Source organism: Nocardia sp. NPDC004860, from assembly GCF_040609015.1.
GTDB lineage: Bacteria > Actinomycetota > Actinomycetes > Mycobacteriales > Mycobacteriaceae > Nocardia.
In genome coordinates this window covers 50,288-68,411 of record NZ_JBEXJI010000012.1, presented here as the reverse complement: position 1 = coordinate 68,411, position 18,124 = coordinate 50,288, and the positions used below count along the sequence as shown (strand labels likewise).

Genomic DNA, 18,124 nt, shown 5'->3' with positions numbered 1-18,124 from the left:
CCGCTTGAAGACTTCGCGGCCGTTGCCGTCGGCGGGACTCGCGGCGGGCGTGCTCACAGGTCGAGCAGCGGGTCGATGCCCACGGTGAGACCGGGGCGCAGCGGCGTCTTGCGCACGCCCAGCAACACACCGGGCACGAAGGAGGTGCGGTCGAGCGAGTCGTGGCGGATGGTCAGCGTCTCCCCCTGCGTGCCGAACAGCACCTCCTGGTGCGCGACCAGTCCGGCCAGCCGCACCGAGTGCACCCGCACGCCGTCCACATCTGCGCCGCGCGCACCCTCCAGCTCCTGACTGGTGGCATCGGGGCTGCGGCCCACACCCGCCTCCTCCCGGGCCGCGGCGATGAGCGCGGCGGTCCGGAAGGCGGTGCCCGACGGCGCGTCCGCCTTGTTCGGGTGGTGCAGCTCGATGACCTCGACCGAGTCGAAGAAGCGCGCGGCCTGCTCGGCGAACCGCATGCTCAGCACGGCGCCGATGGCGAAGTTCGGCGCGATCAGCACCCCGACCTCCGGCTTGGCCGCCAGCCAGCCCTTCACCTGCTCCAGCCGCTCGGCATCGAAGCCGGTGGTGCCGACCACGGCGTGAATCCCGTTCTCCACCAGCCACTTCAGATTGGGCATCACCACATCCGGGTGCGTGAAGTCGACCACGACCTCGGTTCCGGCGGCCGTGAACGCCGCCAGCGAGTCGCCCTTGTCGACCTGCGCCACCAGCTCCAGATCCGCGGCCGCCTCGACCCCGGCACAGATGGCCTGCCCGACCTTGCCGCGCGCCCCGAGCACACCCACCCGGATCCGGTTCGTGGTCACCTGGTCTCCTTCACTCCGCCCAATCAGCAACGGGTCGAGCCTATCGGGTCGGCGACACGCCGGAACGCAGGGCCGGCGGTCGTCACGAGTCGGCCGGAGCGCGACAGGCTCCGGCGCGCAGGGCGAGCAAGGCGGTGGCCGCGGGACGGTCGGCGACGGCGTGACTCATGAGTGACCAGGAACTTCATCGAGACCGTGCTCGGGCAAGTTCAGTGACCGGCGCGGGCCGACGGCGAGCGGTGCCAGATTCACTGGAAAGACCGGGTGCGCAATGGATTCCATTGCGCACCGGCCTTTCGGGTCGGTGGACTAGCCGGTGTAGCCGGTCAGCTTGTAGATCGTGGTGTTGCCGATCTGCTGGGGCGTGAAGGTCGCGGACGCCGGGCTCACGGTTGCCGTTCCCGTTGTCGCCGTTGCCGTTTCCGTTGCCGCCACGGTCGTTACCCCAGCGCCACGCCGGCCAGCAGAATCCACTTGGTCGAGGCGCGTTCGAGAGCGCGAACCGTGGCGTACGCGCCGGCCATCATGAGCAGCACCATGACCGCGTCCGGGTTGTTGAACCGGAACATCAACGCCGCGACCGGCGTCAACGCCAGCGCGGCACCGGCGAGCAGGCCGGTGTAATGGCTACCCGTCAGCCGCCGCACCGCGCCGTGCAGCAGCCCCACCGCGGCCACCGCCATCAGGGCTTGCGGAATCAGCATGCCGGCACTGGAGAATCCGAAGATCTGCCCCGACAGCCCCATCACCCACTGCGACACCGGCGGCTTGTCGACGGTGATGAAGTTCGCGGGATCCAGTGAACCGAACAGGAGCGCTTCCCAGTTCTTCGACCCGGCCCACGCGGCCCCGGCGTAGAACTGATTGCCCATCCCATTGACGGTGATGTTCCACAGATACATCACCGCCGTCGCGACGAGGAGCGCGGCCAGACCGGCACGTTCGGCGGTCTTGCCGCGGAACCGTCCGGCCTCCTGTGCAGCCGCCGCGGGCGGCGGCGGAACCACTGGCGGGTTGTCCTGGAGTGATGTGGTCACGCTGACCATTCAGCGCCCCGGACTCCAACGAACCCTGTGAGCCCGCCGGGAGCTTCCGGTGAGCATCGGCCGCAGACCAGCGCGAACGGCGTGCGGCGAACGGACCAGTCGGGATATTGTGGCTGGTGCCCGGTGGGGAGATCACGAGTGGCCGATGGTCGAGAGAGATCTGTTCATGACGCAGCGTGATGTCGATGTCGTCACGGAGTTGGGTGCTGCGGGTTTCGAGCAGGCCGAGGAGATCGGGCGGGGCGGTTTCGGGGAGGTGTTCCGCTGTAGCCAGCCGGCTGCGGGTCGCACGGTGGCGGTGAAGGTGCTGACCGGGGAGCTGGAGGAGAATCGGGAGCGTTTCTTTCGCGAGCAACGCGCGATGGGACGGCTGACCGGGCACCCGAATATCGTCGACATGCTCGAGGTCGGGGAGACCGCCGGTGGTCATCCGTACCTGGTCATGCCCTATCACGCTCGCGGGTCGCTGGATGCGCGCCTGCGCCGCGATGGTCCGTTGTCGCTGGAGCAGGTGCTGCACCTGGGGGTGAAGCTCGCCGGGGCGCTGGAAACCGCGCATCGGGCCGGGGTGTTGCACCGCGATATCAAGCCGGGAAACATCCTGCTCACCGACTACGGTGAGCCCGCGTTGACCGATTTCGGGATCGCCCACATCGCCGGTGGATTCGAGACCGCGACCGGCACGATCACCGGTTCGCCGGCGTTCACCGCGCCGGAGGTCCTCGGTGGTGACGCCCCGAGCCGGGCCTCGGATGTGTACGGGCTGGGCGCCACGCTGTTCTGTGCGCTGACCGGGCATGCGGCCTTCGAACGCCGCAGCGGCGAGGAGGTCGTGGCGCAGTTTCTGCGGATCACCCAGCAGCCGGTACCGGATCTGCGTGAGCAGGGAATTCCCGACGACGTCTCCGCGGTGATCGCGGCGGCCATGTCCCGCGAACCACGCGGCCGCCCCACCGCCGCGGAGTTGGGCGAGCAACTGCGCCAGGTGGAACGCGATCACGGTTTCCGGGTCGATGCGATGACGCTGCCGCCCGAACCAGCAGCCGAGCCCGCCTCGGTTGTCACGTCGGTGCCCGCGGCGGGGAGTCGTACCGGGAATCTGCCGATCGAGCTCAGCAGCTTTGTCGACCGGCGGATCCAGCTGACCGAAATCAAGAACCTGCTGGCGGGGTCACGTCTGGTGACGCTGACCGGTATGGGCGGGGTCGGCAAGTCACGGCTCGCGCTGCACGTCGCCGACAAGGTGCAGCGAAATTTCACCGCCGGTGCGCAATTGGTCGAGTTGGGTGATCTGCACGATGAAACACTGTTGGTCGATGTCGTGGCCACCGCCCTCGGTCTGCGGAACCAGAGTGCCCGGCCGACGCTCGAGGTGCTTCTGGAGTTCTTGTCCGAGCACAATCTGCTGCTGGTACTGGACAACTGCGAGCACGTGATCGAAGCGGCCGCGGCGCTGACCGAGTCGCTGCTCCGGAGCTGCCCGGACGTGCGGGTTCTGGCGACCAGCCGCGAGGCACTCGGCGTCGGCGGGGAATCGGTGTTCGTGGTGCCGCCCTTGGGGATTCCCGATGTTGCGAGCAAACCCGGGCTGCGCACGGTGACCCGCCACGACGCGGTGACATTGTTCGCCGAGCGGGCCGCCGCGGCCGTGCCGGGCTTCGAGGTCACCGATGACTCCGTGCTCAGCGTGGCCGGGATCTGCACTCGACTGGACGGGCTGCCGCTGGCGATCGAGCTGGCCGCGGCCCGGCTGCGCACGATGTCGCCCGAGCAGATCCTGTCCCGGCTCGACGATCGCTATGCGCTGTTGACTCGCGGGAGTCGTGGTGCCCCGATGCGGCAGCAGACCCTGCGGTGGTGCATCGGCTGGAGCTATGACCTGTGCACTCCGGCCGAGCAGCGGTTGTGGGACCAGCTGTCGGTGTTCGCAGGCACTTTCGAGCTCGATGCGGTCGAGCAGGTGTGCGGCGCCGACCTGACCGAGACACAGTTGCTCGACACCTTGTCCGCGCTGGTGGACAAGTCGATCCTGATCCGCGAGGAAACCGAGGGCACGGTCCGCTTCCGGATGCTCGAGACCGTTCAGGAATACGGCCGGGACCAGGCCGAGGACAGCGGGAAGTACCCGGAATACGTTCGGCGGCATCGGGATTGGTGCGAACGATTGGCACTCCAGGTGGAAGCGGAATGGATCGGTCCGCACCAGCTGCAGTGGATTGCCCGGTTGGAGCGGGAGCTGCCGAATCTGCGGAAAGCACTGGAATTCAGCCTGTCCGAGCCGGGCGACACCGCGTTGCGGATCGTCACCGCCCTGTACACGTTCTGGACCTTGCGTGGGCGGCTCGGCGAGGGACGTCGCTGGTACGAGCGCGCGCTGGCCCAATCGACCGATGCACAGCCGCTGGGTCGGGCCAAGGCGCGCTGCGGTGCCGCCACGATGGCCGTCCTGCAGGGTGACCTACCGGCCGCCGCCGAGCACGTGGCGCGGCTCGAGGCCCTGGCCGAGCAGACGGCGGACCCACTGGTCGCGGCCCTGCTCGCCCACGCCAAGGGAAACTATTTCCTCACGGGCGGAGCTGACAATCCGGCTGATGCGGGTACCGCCCTGCTGGCCGATGCCATCGACATCTACGAGGCATCCGGTGACCTCAAATCGCAGCTGGACGCCCAGATTTCGCTCGGCTGGGTTTACGCGCAACAGGGCGACATCCCGCGGGCTCTCGCGGGCCTCGAGAAGGCGCTCGCGATCACCGAATCCGCCGGTGAGACGGTGTATCGGTCGTGGGTGCTGTGGGCAATGGGATTCGCCGTGTGGCGAACGGGTGAGCCCGATCGCGCCACCTCGCTGTTGCAGGAGGGAATTCGAGCGGCCCGGCTGGTGTCCGATCCGGTCGTCGCCACCATCTGTCTCGAGGCGCTGGCTTGGATCGCGACCGAGCAGCGCGATGCCCGCCGCGCCGCTACCCTGCTGGGCGCCGCCGATACGCTGAGCCGCATCGGTGGCAGCTCCATCTCGATGTTGCCCAATATGCTCGTCTACCACGAGGAATTCGCCAGCCGCAGTCGCGAGATGCTCGGCGCGCGCGCCTTCGAGGCGGCCCATCAGGAAGGCGCCGCGATGGGTTTCGACGCCGCAGCGGGTTTCGCGCTCGGCGAGCAAGCCGAAGCGGCCGCACCGCCCCTCCGTTCCGGAGGAACGCTGACCAAGCGTGAGCGCCAGGTCGCCGATCTCGTTGCGGAAGGGCTGACCAACCGGGCGATCGCGGCCCGGCTGGTGATTTCACCACGCACCGCCAACGCACACGTGGAACATATCCTGACCAAACTGGGGTTCACCTCGCGCGCACAGATTGCGGCATGGGCCGCCGAACAGGCCGAACTCTGAACTGCGCCGCGGGATCGGGCGGGTCAGTCGAAGAGGATCACCTGGCGGAGGGCGTGGCCGGCGGCCAGTTCGTCCATGGCTTGGTTGATTTCTTCGAGGCGGATGTGGGAGGAGACGAGGCGTTCTACGGGGAGGTTGCCCGCGCGCCACATGCGGACGAATTCGGGGATGTCGCGGGCGGGGACGGCGGAGCCGAGGTAGCTGCCGATGATGGCGCGGCCCTGGGCTACCAGGGCGAGGGGGGAGATGGAGGCGCGGGCGTCGGGGGCGGGGAGGCCCACGGTGACGGTGACGCCGCCGGGAGCTGTTGCGGCTACGGCGGTTTCGAAGGCTCGGATATTGCCCGCGGCTTCGATGACCGCCTCGGCCTGGATGTTGTCGGCGGCGATTTCCTGGGGGGTGTAGGCGGCGGTGGCGCCGAGTTCCAGGGCGATCTTCAGTTTGTCGGGGACGGTGTCGACGGCGATGACCTCGCGGTCGGCACCGGCCCGTAGCGCCGCGGCCACGAGCACCGCGGCCATGCCGACGCCGCCGAGGCCGACGACCATGATGCGGTCCGTGGGACCGGGTTTGGCCGAATTCAGCAGGGCGCCACCGCCGGTGAGGACGGCGCAGCCGAGGACGGCGGCCACCTCGGGTGGGACATCGTCGTCGACCGGGACCACCGAGCGGCGGTCCACGACGGCATGCGTGGCGAAGGCCGAAACACCCAGGTGGTGATGGACTTCCGCGCCGTCACGCAGCAATCGCCTTCCGCCGGAGAGCAATTCGCCCGCGTTGTTGGCGAGGCTGCCGGGTTCGCAGGGGGTGCGGCCGTCGGTGGCGCAGCCGGCGCACTCGCCGCAGCGGGGCAGGAAGGTCATGACGACCCGCTGGCCGACGCGCAGGTCGCTCTCGCCGGGTCCGACCGCCTCGATGCGGCCGGATGCCTCGTGGCCCAGCAGCATCGGCACCGGCCGCACCCGGTTGCCGTCGACCACGGACAGATCCGAGTGGCACAGCCCTGCCGCCTCGATCTTGACGAGCAGTTCGCCGGGTCCGGGTTCGCCCAGTTCCAGCTCGCTGATGGTGATCGGCTTCGAGTCGGCGAAGGGCGTCTGGGCCCCGATGCGTTCCAGGACGGCACCACGAATCCTCATGCGCCCGACGCTACTCCATCGCACCTTCCCAGACAGTGCGAAATCTGCTTCCATGGAGGCCGGACAGGAGCATCCATGAGCACATCGCTGACCACCGGCAATCGAGCCTGCAATCATGTGGTGACGCAGTTCTTCGGCAACGTCGCCCGCGCCTACGACACCGCCGCCCTGCAGCAGGTCGTCTACCGCCCGCCGCAGAATCAGGTCCTCGCCGAACTCCGCACCGCCGGATCGCGCCGCATCGCCGACATCGGCTGCGGCACCGGCATTCTCACCGCCCGCATCCAGCGCGAACTGCGCCCAGAGGCCGTCCACGGCGTGGATGCCTCGCCGGGCATGCTGGCCCAGGCCCGCGCCCGCTCCACCGCCGTGCAGTGGCGGCAAGCCGCCGCCGAACATCTGCCCTTCGCCGCGGGCGAACTGGACGCGGTCGTGAGCACCAGCGCCTTCCACTTCTTCGATCACCCGGTCGCGCTGCGCGAATTCCATCGGGTGCTGGCCCCCGGCGGGCTCGTCGCCATCGCGACCATGCATCCCTCCGGCCCGACCTCCCGGCCCATTCAGCGGCTCACCCGCAGCCCACGCTTCCCGGCCCACGCGCCCTCACCGCGCGAAACCCGGAAACTGCTGCAGGACGCCGGATTCGAGGTCGTCGGTCAGCGCAAGATCGCCCGGCCGCTGCCGTCGTGGCTGATCCCCGACCTCATCACCGTCGGACGGCGCGGGCGGTAGTCGCGGTCACTTGCCCGGGTCGTCGCCGCCGCGGAAGCACACGGTGAGCTCGAGTTTGTTCCAGACCACCCAGACCGCGCCACGGCCGTCGCGCGGACAGCCCGCACCCGAGGTGGTGCCCTCGAGCACCGCGGTCGCCTGGACGATGTGGTCACCCGGAGTCCCGCAGACGACCTTGGACGGGACATCCATATCGGCGGTGTCGTAGCAGACTCCGGTCCGCCAGTCGAAGGTCAGGCACAGGTGGTAGCGGGCCTTGCCGGTCTTGTCCTTGGGTGCGGATTCCAGCGTGTACAGCGGGCCCGAGCAGGGGTCCGGTCCGTTCTGCAACACCCGGTAGTTCGCGTCCACCGAATTGCAGTCCGACGGCTCCGGTGAGCCGGCCTTCCAACTCGGTGCGCCGGTGGCGTCCTTGGCCTGCTGGATGGGCACCTCGACGCAGTCCCCCGCCTTCAGCGCGGCCATCGGATCGGGGGCGTCGGGTTTGGCGGAGGTGGTCGGCAGCCCGGCCTGCACGAGCTCCGGTGGCGCGGCAATCGCCCTGCCCGCGACGGTGTCCCGGGGCAGCGGTGAGATCATGGCGGTCATCGCGCCGAACACCAGCACCCAGCCGGCCAGGGCCGAGCCCGCCGCCACCGCTCGCGTCCCGCGGCTCGCCCGATGCGGTGTCCGCCGCGCCCGGCTCGCGACCATCGCCGCGAGGCAGAGCAGCAGCACCGCCACACCGGCAACCCAACCGACGCCGTGGCTCCCCACCACACAATCCCCTGTCTCAACTCAACTCGTCTGCAAGCTATCCCACCGGTGAGCTTCGGGCAAAACCGGCGAACAGCCCGCGACGGGCTCAGGAGGCGAGTTCGGGGGTGGACTCGGCGAGCGCGGGCGGCCAGGGCGTCGGGGTGATATTGGCCGGTTTGGTGGCAGGGCTGGCGTCCCAGTCGAAGTGGACGCCGACCCACGCCCGGGGCTGTTCGAAGGTGATGGCGCGGGCGTCGAAGGAGACGCGGCGGAAGGAGATGTCGCCGAAGAAGTCGCCACCCGCGAAGACCACCGACCGCCCCGCGAACACGGCGTCGGTGAAGGAGACCTTCCCGTGGTACTCGGCCCGGGCGAAGGACACCTCCTGGGTGCGGCCGGTGCGCCACCGCACCTGCGCGCCCAGCCGCGTGCCGTCGAAGGAACAGGACTCGGAGCAGAAGCGGGAACCGGCGAAAGTAACCCGCGCGCCGGTGAATTCGGCACCGGTGAAGCTGACCCGGTCGCCGTCGAACACGGCGCGTTCGAAGGTGGTCAGGGCCGCGCCGAAGCCGGCCTCGGCGAAGACGGCGGGCTCACCGGCGAAGGTGACTCGGTCGAATGCCGTTCGCGCGCCGCGGAATTGCGCGCCCACGAAACTCACGCCACCACCGAAAGTGGCCTCGGTGAAGGTGGCTCCGGCATTCTCGCGGTCGGTCCGGTCGACCTCGGTGGGCGCGAAGACCGCCCGGTCGAAGACGGCCATGCTGCGGAAGACGGCCCCGCGGAAGGTGACCCGCTCTCCCAGGAACCGCGTCTGTTCGAAGGACACGGTGCGGCCGCTGAGGAACATGGCGTTGGTGAAGCGGGTGTTGCGGCCCGCGAAGACGGCGTGCCGGAAGTCGGCGTCCTCGAACACGGCGTCGGAGAAGTCGAAATCACAGCCACACCATGGTGTTTCGGCAGCGGGCCGCAGATGCTCGGCGATCACCCGCACGATGGTGTCGCGGACCTGCCGATCGTTCTGGCGATAGGTGTACACGCGTTCCACGGCCGTGCCGTGATCCTCGATGCGCTGCGACTTGGAGACCAGGTGGCTGGCCCCCTCCTCCGGTTGATACGGCAGCCGCAGGTACCCGCACAGCACATCCACGCACTGCTGCCGCCGCCAGCGGGCGGAGAATTCGTCGGCCACCCCGGCCATGGCGTAGACCCCGGCGATGCGCACCGCCACATCGGGATCCCCGAGCTGGCGGGCCGCGACGCCGAAGACTTCGGCGAAGCGCCCGCGCTCGGCATCACGCTGCCGCCGGTAGGCGACCACCAGGGCGACCGCTCCGAAGACACCCGCCGTCACGGCGAGCGAAATCTTGCTCAGATCCAGCTGATTCGGCGTCTCGGCCCGCGCGCCCAGGAAGTGCCACAGCACCCACCAGGTGACGCCCGCGACGGCGAGCCCGCCGAGCACGGCCACCACCGCCGACACCATCAGACCCGACCGGTGTACCGTCCGGCTCACCACCCCACCGAACCTCCACCGCCGCATAGCCGAAGAATAGCGACCCCGGGCCGGTCACGCATCGGATGCGACAATTCCACCGCGACTTCGCGCACCCGAAAATCGCGACGCGCCAAACCGTTTCACCGAGAATGCGGTGTGCCTGCGCGGCAGCGGCACCGAGTCGACGCGGCTGCGGCACCGCCTCCGACCGGCAGCAGCGCCGTATCCGCCTGGCGCCGAATACGGCGTCCGCCCGGCGATACAGGGTCACCGGGCGGACGCAGACAAGGCCATTCGGGCAATCAGGCGGCTGTCGCTGCCTCCACGGGCTCCTCCACCTCCGCGGCCTCCGCATTGCGGCGCAGCCCGATACCGGCGGCACCCAGGCACGCCAGCGCCACCACGACCACGAACCACGGGAACACCGTGCTCAGCCCCCAGGTGGTGGCCGCCCAGCCCGCCACCACGGTCGGCACCGCCATGGCCGAGTAGGCCAGCAGGTAGTAGGCGGACATGGTCTCGCCCCGCTTGTGCTGCGGGACAACGTTGGACAGGTGCCGCAGCGATCCGCCGAAGCCGAGCCCGAACGTGCCGCCGAGGGCGAACCCGGCCAGCAGCACCAACACCCAGTTGTGGGTGTTCAGCGCCGGAATCGTGATCACCAGCGCGATCGCCATGCCGATATCGCCGGCGATGGCCGCGCGCCGGGCCGGAATCCCGCCCGCGATGGCCTGCGCGATCGCACCCGCGGTCGCCGTCGAAGCCACCACCGCGCCGCCGAAGACCAGATTGTGGATGCCCGTCTTGGCCGACGCCAGTGACGGATACAGCGACAGCAGCACGCCCAGCACCGACCAGGCCGCCATCACGCCCAGCGCCGAGAACCAGAAATCACCGCGGATCTCCTGCGGCACAGCCGGTTTGGCAATGGTGATGCGCTGCTTCTGCCGCGCCCCGTGCGGCTCCCGCAGCGCCAGCACACCCGCCGCGATGAGCACGCACACCAGCGTGATCACCACATACGGCGTGCGCAGCGGATGCGGCGCGTACTGGGCCAGCACCGCCGAACCCAGAATCGCCACGGCCATACCGACATTGAAGGCCACCCCGGACAGCTGCCCGGACCGCGCGCCCTGCTGCGGCCGCAGATCCAGCAGCGCCGCCGCGCCCGCCACCACGGTCGCGCCGACCGCGGCCCCGTGCACCGCCCGGGCCAGCAGCAGCATGGCCACATTGTCGGCGAGCAGGAACACGACCAGACCCACGATCATGAGCGCGAACGCACCCAGCAGGACCGGCTTGCGGCCCACCACGTCCGAGATCCGCCCTGACACCAGCACCGCGCCCAGCGCCGCCACCGCGTAGGCGGCGAAGACGAAGGTCGTGGTGAGCGGGGAGAAATGCCAGCTCTGCTGATAGATCCCGTACAGCGGGGCCGGTGCGCCCGAGACGCCCAGCGCCACACCGCTGGCCGCGAGGACCAACGCGTAGGCCCAGGTCTGGCTGCCCTGTTCGGCTCGAGTCGCAACCACCGTTGCCGATGCCATCGAACCCTCCATCAGGTAAGTTTGATTGTGATCGAACCAAACCCTACGCGGGGTTCGACGATTATCAAACTAGATATCCGAGTGAGGTAGCTCATGCCCGACACCGAAGCGCTGCCCGCGGTGGCCCCGCTGCCCGCGGTGCTCGGCGCACTACAGGACCCGATCCGCCTGGAGATCGTCCGGCGCCTGGCCAATGCCGGCACCCCGCTGCGCTGCAGCCTGACCTACGACGGCATCAGCAAATCGACGGCCGCCCACCACTTCAAGATCCTGCGCGAGGCCGGCGTCACCGCCCGCGTCACCATCGACGGCAACACCCACCTGCGCCTGCGCTCCGCCGACCTGGACACCGCCCTCCCCGGCCTGCTCGCCGCGGTACTGGCGGCCGTGAATCGTGAACGCGATGACACTCCGGCCGACGCGGGCACCCCGGCCGCGCGGGAGAGCGATTCGTGACCCGAGAACAGTCCGTCGCCGCGTCAGGCGACGCGCCGACAGTTGATCTCGCGACCTTCCGGGCCGATCAGCACGCCGCCTCGGACCACGCCGGGCCGGGTCACCGCTGACCGGCACAACGATCTCGCCCGCGCCCCATCATCCCGCGGTGACCCGGGCGGCGGCCAATTGGCTCGCAGCGACTCGTTTTCGCGGCGCAGGTCCTCGAGCTCCGTGGTCAGCCGCTGTTGCTCGGCGGCCGCGTAGCGGCGTTCCAGGGCGATGGCCTCGTCGAGGCGTTCCTTGGTGAAGCGGGGGCGGATGTATTTGACGCAGTTCCAGTTGCAGGCCTCGACGGTGATGACGATCGCCCGCTCGGCGATCTTCTGGATCGCGCCGGTGTATGCCCCCGACACCCGGTCGACCAGCTCGGGATCCTCGGTGCGCTCGACCATGCGAGCGCGACCGTAGACCTTCAGCCGCTCGCGCACCGGGTAGTCGATGAAGAACAGGGCGACGCGGTCGTTCTCGGTGAGGTTGCCCACGGTGACGTACTGGCGGTTGCCCGACAGGTCGGCGAAGGCGAGGGTGCGCTCGTCGAGGACCTGGACGAAACCCTTGGGGCCGCCGCGATGCTGGATGTACGGCCAGCCGTCCGGGGTGGCGGTGCCGAGGAAGAAGGAGTCGGCCGCGCGGATGAATCCCATCTCACGCAGTTCGAGCGGTTGCGGCTCGTCGCGCCCGCTCTCGAGCTGGGCGCCGTAGTCCCGGTAGCTCCCCGCGATCTTCTGACGTTCCCGCGCCGCTGCCGAGAAGGCGATCCGCGCGTACCGATTCGACATGACGCGTCCTTCCGCTGTCCCGTTATCGAACCTATCAGTACGTTCCAGCTGGTCCGAGGCTCGCGCGGTGTGGCGCTCGTCGCCATCGATCAGGATCGAGTGAGCGGCAGGGACTTCCACCAGTCGACCACACCACTCGGCGTGGCCGGATTGCCCCGGGTGTACAGCAGGAACTTCTCCCGCGCGGGATCGTCGAAGAAGGTGGTGGCGAAGGCGGTGGAGGGCACGTCCGGAACGGAATCGAAGCGCAGATTGGTGTATTGCTTTGCGCCGCAGTACTCCTTGAAGGAGAGGTTCTCGAAAGTACTGCCCGCCGGGCGGATTCGATTCGCCACCGCGCGGGCCGCCGCGCCCGAACCGTAGGCGAACAGGACGTACTCACGGACATCGTGGTCGGCCGAATACTGGCAGTCCCAGGCCGCCGACCACCCTTCGAAGGCCCACGGCGGCAGGAAATCCTTGGTGTCGTGATCCACCACCCGGCAACTCGCGGCGCGATAACCCGCGCCGAGCTCGGGCGTCCGGGGAACCAGTCCCGGGAATTGCGCACTGATCTCGCCGATCTCGGCGACGGGCTCCTTCGGCTTCTCCGACTTGCCCAACGGTGTGAACAGGAAGACCGCCAGTCCCAGCGCGGCCGTCAGGCAGGTGCCGAGCAGCACCACCGTCCGCACCCCGACCGGCCAGCGGCGCACCGACCGCCGCGAAGTCGCCTCCGCCGGTGGCGCTTTCAGATGCCGGCCGGTGGGCGGCTCGAACAGATCCGGGATATCGGTCAGCCGTCCAGAGCGCAGGGCCACCGGGGTCTGTGACGCCCGCCGCTGTGCCCCGGTATCCGACTGCGGCACCCGCCGCGCTCCGGTATCCGACTGCGCCAGACGTCGCTGGGCCGACGTGGCCACCGGCGCCGAGCGCGGACCCGTGCCTCTGGTGCCCCGGCGGGCGGCAGGTGAATTCGCCGGCCGTACAGGCGTTGCCGGGGCGTGTTCCGGCCGCGCGCCCGACGCGGCCCCGGCAGCCAGTGCCCGCTGCGCCGCCGCCGCGAACTCCGAGCACGACGGGTATCGCTCTTCCGGATTCTTCGCCAGCGCCCGGGCCAGCACCGGATCCAGTGTCGCGGGCAGCCCCGGCCGCAGGCTCGCGGCCGACGGCGGCCTGTCGTACAGGTGCGATTTGACGATGGCCCCGAGATCGGCGGCCGGGAACAACGGCACCCCGGTCAGCAGCCGAAACAGCGTGCAGGCCAACGAGTATTGGTCCGACCGGTGGTCGACCGGGTGATTCTGCAGCTGTTCCGGTGCGGCGTAGGCCAGCGTCGCCATCACCGAGCCGGAACCGGTGAGACGCCCGGTGTCCTCCTGCAGCCGCGCGATCCCGAAGTCGGTGAGCAGCACCCCCGCCTGCTGTTCCCGGGTCTCACGGGCCAGCAGGATATTGGCGGGCTTCACATCTCGGTGCAGCACGCCCACCCGGTGCGCGTAGTCGAGGGCGTCGGCGGTGGCGGTGACGATCTCCACCGCCCGCTCGGGCGACATATCGGTCACCGCCTCGGCCTCGGTGCCGTCGACGTACTGCATGGCGATCCACAGCCGCCCGTGCTCCACACCCCGGTCGTACACCGTGACCACGCCGGGGTGATTGAGCCGCGCGGCGAGGTCGGCCTCGCGTTCGAAGCGGGTGTGAGTCGCGGTGTCGCCGTGGTACTCCGAGTTCAGTACCTTCAGCGCGATCCACCGGGGCAGCCGCGGATGCCGGGCCAGGTACACGGCCCCCATGCCGCCGCGCCCCAGCTCTCGCTCGATCACGTACCCGGCGAAGTTCTCACCTGGAGAAAGCACAACCCCTCCCATTCCGGCGAGGTGATCATAGCCACAAACGGACATACCTCACCGGCCAGGCGGGACTACTGCCGAGTAGCGATCTCAGTCCACAAGATGACGTACGGCGGCGGGCAGGTCGCGGGTGCGGCGGTAGGGTCCGGCCACCGCGACGCCGAAGGGGCGGGCGAGCAGGGCGGCCGCGATCCGGGAGACCTCGTCGGTGGTGACTTCGTCTATGCGAGCGAGGGTTTCGGACACGCTGCGGTGGTTGCCGTAGCTGAGTTCCGAGCGGCCGATCCGGTTCATGCGCGAACCGGAATCCTCCAGCCCCAGCACCAGACCGCCCCGCAGCGAACCCTTGGCGCGGGCGCATTCGGCGTCGGTGATGCCGTCGGCGGCCACCTCCTCGAGCACCCCGCGCGCCAAACTCGCTACGCGGCCCAGGTTTTCGGGCTGGCAGCCGAGGTAGACCGAGAACGCGCCGGTGTCGGCGAAGGTGTCGACACTGGAGTACACCGAGTACGCCAGGCCGCGCTCCTCCCGAATGCGCTGGAACAGACGGGAACTCAGCCCGCCGCCCAGCACCGTGTTGAGCACCGACAGCGGCCAGCGCTTCTCGCCCTCGTGCCGGCCGAAAGCGCGGGTGCCGAACACCAGATGCGCCTGCTCGCTGTCGCGCTGGACGCGCAGCAGCTCCGGATTGCCGCGCGGCCGGAACCGGCCCTCGCGCCGTGGAGCCGGTTCCAGCCCGGATTCGAGCCGATTCCCGAAGGCGCGGTACACCAGTTCGACGGTGTGCTCGTGCTCGATATTGCCGGCCACCGCCACCACCATGCGGTCGGGCCGGTAGCGGCGCTGGTGGAACGAGCGCAACTGCTGGGCCTGCATGGCCTCGATGGTCTCGACACTGCCGATCACCGGGCGGCCGATCGGATGATCACCGAACAGCGCGCTGAGGAAGGTGTCGCCGACGATGTCCTCGGGATCGTCGTCGCGCATGGAGATCTCCTCCAGCACGACCTGTCGTTCCACCGATACGTCCTCGGCGCGGCACAGCCCGTTCATCACCACGTCGGTGACCAGGTCCACCGCCAGCGGCAGATCCTCGTCCAGCACGTGCGCGTAGTAGCAGGTCTGCTCCTTGGCGGTGAAGGCGTTCAGCTCACCGCCGACCGCGTCCATGGCCTGCGCGATATCCAGCGCCGAGCGCGAGGGTGTGGCCTTGAACAGCAGATGCTCAAGGAAGTGCGCGGCACCGGCCACGGTCGGGCCCTCGTCGCGCGAGCCGACCCCGACCCACACGCCGATCGAGGCCGAGCGCACGCCGGGCACATGCTCGGTGACCACCCGTAGACCGCCGGGCAGCACGGTGCGGCGCACGCCGACATCCGTTGCGGGCGCTTGATTCTGGGCAACCACCAGTGAAGAGCCCCCCTGCTCCAGATTCCGGAGCAAGGGGGCCGTGTCTGTCGCGGCGCGCGCGGAACCCGCGCGCACCGCGGACTGCTTCTTCGTCACAGAGAAATAATTACTCTGCGTTCGCGTCGGCCGCAGCAGAGGCTTCGGAGTTGTCCGAATCCTCGTCGATCGGCACCAGCGAGATCTTGCCGCGGTTGTCGATGTCGGCGATCTCCACGCGGATCTTGTCGCCCACATTGACCACGTCCTCGACCTTGGCGACGCGCTTGCCGTTGCCCAGCTTCGAGATGTGGACCAGACCGTCGCGGCCCGGCAGCAGCGAGACGAACGCGCCGAAGGCAGTGGTCTTGACGACCGTGCCCAGGAAGCGCTCGCCGACCTTCGGCAGCTGCGGGTTGGCGATGGCGTTGATCGCGTCGATCGCGGCCTGCGCCGACGGGCCGTCGGTCGCGCCGACGAACACGGTGCCGTCGTCCTCGATGGAGATGTTGGCGCCGGTGTCCTCGGTGATCTGGTTGATGACCTTGCCCTTGGGTCCGATCACCTCGCCGATCTTGTCCACCGGGATCTTGATGGCGGTGACGCGCGGAGCGTAGGGGCTCATCTCGTCCGGGGTGGCGATGGCCTCGGCCATCACGTCCAGGATGGTGTGGCGCGCGTCCTTGGCCTGGTTCAGCGCACCGGCCAGCACCTTCGACGGGATGCCGTCGAGCTTGGTGTCCAGCTGCAGGGCGGTGACGAACTCGCGGGTACCGGCCACCTTGAAGTCCATGTCGCCGAAGGCATCCTCGGCGCCCAGGATGTCGGTGAGGGCCACGTAGCGGACCTCGTCCTCACCCTTGTCGTTCTTCACGGTGTCCGACACCAGGCCCATGGCGATGCCGGCGACCGGGGCCTTCAGCGGCACACCGGCGTTCAGCAGCGACAGGGTCGAGGCGCAGACCGAACCCATCGAGGTGGAACCGTTGGAGCCCAGCGCCTCCGACACCTGACGGATGGCGTAGGGGAACTCCTCCTGCGACGGCAGCACCGGCACCAGCGCGCGCTCGGCGAGCGCGCCGTGGCCGATCTCGCGGCGCTTGGGCGAGCCCACGCGACCGGTCTCACCGGTGGAGAACGGCGGGAAGTTGTAGTGGTGCATGTAGCGCTTGGAGGTCTCCGGGCCGAGCGAGTCGACCTGCTGCGCCATCTTCACCATGTCCAGGGTGGTGACACCCAGGATCTGGGTCTCGCCACGCTCGAACAGCGCCGAACCGTGGGCGCGCGGCACCACGGCGACCTCGGCGGACAGCGCGCGGATGTCGGCCAGGCCGCGGCCGTCGATGCGGAAGCTGTCGGTCAGGATGCGCTGGCGCACAAGCTTCTTGGTGACCGAGCGGAAAGCGGCGCCCAGTTCCTTCTCACGGCCCTCGAAGGACTCGGCCAGCTCGGAGAGCACGGAGAGCTTGATCTCGTCGATCTTCTCCTCGCGCTCCTGCTTGCCCGCGATGGACAGCGCCTCGTTCAGTTCGCGCTTGGCGGTGCCCTCGACGGCCTCGTAGGCGTCGGGCTGGTACGGCAGGAAGATCGGGAACTCTTCGGTCGGCTTGGCCGCCAGGGCGGCCAGGTCCGACTGCGCCTTGCACAGGCGGGCGATGAACGGCTTCGCGGCCTCGAGGCCCTCGGCCACAACGGTTTCCGTCGGCGCGGAAGCGCCGTCGGCGATCAGGGCGAGCACATTGTCGGTGGCCTCGGCCTCGACCATCATGATGGCGACGTCACCGTCGACCACGCGGCCCGCGACGACCATGTCGAACACGGCGCCCTCGAGCTGCTCCACGGTCGGGAAGGCGACCCACTGGCCCTCGATCAGCGCGACGCGCACGCCGCCGACCGGGCCGGAGAACGGCAGGCCCGCGATCTGGGTGGACGCCGAGGCGGCGTTGATCGCGACCACGTCGTACAGATCCTTCGGATCCAGCGACATGACGGTGACGACGACCTGGATCTCGTTGCGCAGGCCGTCGACGAAGGACGGACGCAGCGGCCGGTCGATCAGGCGGCAGGTCAGGATGGCGTCGGTCGAGGGGCGTCCCTCACGACGGAAGAACGAGCCGGGGATACGGCCCGCGGCGTACATGCGCTCCTCGACGTCCACCGTCAGCGGGAAGAAGTCGAACTGATCCTTGGGCTGCTTGGAGGCCGTGGTGGCCGACAGCAGCATGGTCTCGTCGTCGAGGTAGGCGACGACGGAACCGGCGGCCTGCTTGGCCAGGCGGCCGGTCTCGAAACGAATGGTGCGAGTGCCGTAGCTGCCGTTGTCGATCAGGGCGACGGACTCGAAAACGCCGGGCTCGACCTCGGCGGCGGAACTGGTCTGGGTGTCGGACATCTTTGTTATCTCAACCTCTCGTCTTCGCCGGGTCCAGCACGCATCGATCACGTGCGACCCGGCTCATGAGCCGTACCCGGCATGGGCGCGCGGCAGCCCTCCTGGCCACAGCGCGCACACCCGGCCCTATCCCCTTGGATACGGCGACGCGGAGGCGGTCATCGATCGAAGCCCTCCGGGCGCGCATGGTTCATCTCACTTCGCGCCCCGAAAAGCCACTACCGAAGACCGACGCCACGCGACGGGTGCATACGGCTCGTGTTGGCGTATACCCGGCCGATCCTCCCCCTCGTGGGGATACACGGCCACATATACGAAAAGCCAACGAGGAGATTCTATGCCT

General features: G+C 69.1%; 13 protein-coding genes and 1 pseudogene. 3 read left to right on the top strand and 11 right to left on the bottom strand.

All coding sequences use genetic code 11. The features are described 5' to 3' along the window. Positions 1–53: 53 nt before the first annotated feature. The 3 genes and pseudogenes from dapB to ABZV44_RS22275 form a co-directional block, all read right to left on the bottom strand. Positions 54–794 (bottom strand): 4-hydroxy-tetrahydrodipicolinate reductase, encoded by a 741-nt coding sequence (dapB, locus tag ABZV44_RS22285; RefSeq protein WP_354839722.1) that lies wholly within the window; start codon positions 792–794, stop codon positions 54–56. Between the two features lie 324 nt (positions 795–1,118). Beyond that, on the bottom strand, positions 1,119–1,244 hold the full coding sequence (locus ABZV44_RS22280; protein ID WP_354839280.1) for a hypothetical protein: 126 nt from the start codon (positions 1,242–1,244) through the stop codon (positions 1,119–1,121). Positions 1,245–1,252: 8 nt separating this feature from the next. Further along, positions 1,253–1,855, bottom strand: a pseudogene (locus tag ABZV44_RS22275) (glycosyltransferase family 39 protein); the annotation flags it as partial. Positions 1,856–2,000: 145 nt separating this feature from the next. Between ABZV44_RS22275 and ABZV44_RS22270 the strand changes: the two are divergent. Continuing rightward, complete coding sequence (locus ABZV44_RS22270; protein ID WP_354839278.1) at positions 2,001–5,240, top strand: protein kinase; 3,240 nt, start codon at positions 2,001–2,003, stop codon at positions 5,238–5,240. A gap of 23 nt (positions 5,241–5,263) precedes the next feature. Here ABZV44_RS22270 and ABZV44_RS22265 read toward each other — a convergent pair whose 3' ends face one another. Further along, the gene (locus ABZV44_RS22265; protein ID WP_354839275.1) at positions 5,264–6,379 is read right to left on the bottom strand and encodes an alcohol dehydrogenase catalytic domain-containing protein; all 1,116 of its coding nucleotides are present in this window, start codon (positions 6,377–6,379) and stop codon (positions 5,264–5,266) included. 75 nt (positions 6,380–6,454) lie between these two features. Here ABZV44_RS22265 and ABZV44_RS22260 point away from each other — a divergent pair, with 75 nt between their 5' ends. Further along, positions 6,455–7,111 carry a methyltransferase domain-containing protein gene (locus ABZV44_RS22260; protein WP_354839272.1) on the top strand — a complete coding sequence of 219 codons (657 nt, stop codon included), beginning with the start codon at positions 6,455–6,457 and terminating at the stop codon, positions 7,109–7,111. 6 nt (positions 7,112–7,117) lie between these two features. On the opposite strand, the gene ABZV44_RS22255 is transcribed toward ABZV44_RS22260, so the two are convergent. From ABZV44_RS22255 to ABZV44_RS22245, 3 genes are all read right to left on the bottom strand, one after another. After that, positions 7,118–7,867: a hypothetical protein gene (locus ABZV44_RS22255; RefSeq protein ID WP_354839269.1), complete on the bottom strand. Its 750-nt coding sequence runs from the start codon at positions 7,865–7,867 to the stop codon at positions 7,118–7,120. An 88-nt stretch (positions 7,868–7,955) separates the two neighbouring features. Beyond that, complete coding sequence (locus tag ABZV44_RS22250) at positions 7,956–9,392, bottom strand: pentapeptide repeat-containing protein (RefSeq protein WP_354839267.1); 1,437 nt, start codon at positions 9,390–9,392, stop codon at positions 7,956–7,958. A gap of 257 nt (positions 9,393–9,649) precedes the next feature. Further along, positions 9,650–10,894: an MFS transporter gene (locus ABZV44_RS22245; RefSeq protein WP_354839265.1), complete on the bottom strand. Its 1,245-nt coding sequence runs from the start codon at positions 10,892–10,894 to the stop codon at positions 9,650–9,652. Between the two features lie 93 nt (positions 10,895–10,987). On the opposite strand from ABZV44_RS22245, the gene ABZV44_RS22240 reads away from it, so the two are divergent. After that, positions 10,988–11,350: an ArsR family transcriptional regulator gene (locus ABZV44_RS22240; RefSeq protein WP_354839263.1), complete on the top strand. Its 363-nt coding sequence runs from the start codon at positions 10,988–10,990 to the stop codon at positions 11,348–11,350. A gap of 23 nt (positions 11,351–11,373) precedes the next feature. On the opposite strand, the gene ABZV44_RS22235 is transcribed toward ABZV44_RS22240, so the two are convergent. The 4 genes from ABZV44_RS22235 to ABZV44_RS22220 form a co-directional block, all read right to left on the bottom strand. Next, positions 11,374–12,171, bottom strand: coding sequence for a pyridoxamine 5'-phosphate oxidase family protein (locus tag ABZV44_RS22235; RefSeq protein ID WP_354839260.1), 798 nt, complete (start codon positions 12,169–12,171; stop codon positions 11,374–11,376). 89 nt (positions 12,172–12,260) lie between these two features. Further along, positions 12,261–14,009, bottom strand: coding sequence for a serine/threonine-protein kinase (locus ABZV44_RS22230; protein WP_354839257.1), 1,749 nt, complete (start codon positions 14,007–14,009; stop codon positions 12,261–12,263). A gap of 84 nt (positions 14,010–14,093) precedes the next feature. Further along, complete coding sequence (locus tag ABZV44_RS22225; RefSeq protein ID WP_354839719.1) at positions 14,094–15,413, bottom strand: pitrilysin family protein; 1,320 nt, start codon at positions 15,411–15,413, stop codon at positions 14,094–14,096. Between the two features lie 106 nt (positions 15,414–15,519). Next, entirely contained in the window at positions 15,520–17,781 is a 2,262-nt protein-coding gene (locus ABZV44_RS22220) for a polyribonucleotide nucleotidyltransferase (protein WP_354839254.1), read from the bottom strand. Positions 17,782–18,124: the final 343 nt, after the last annotated feature.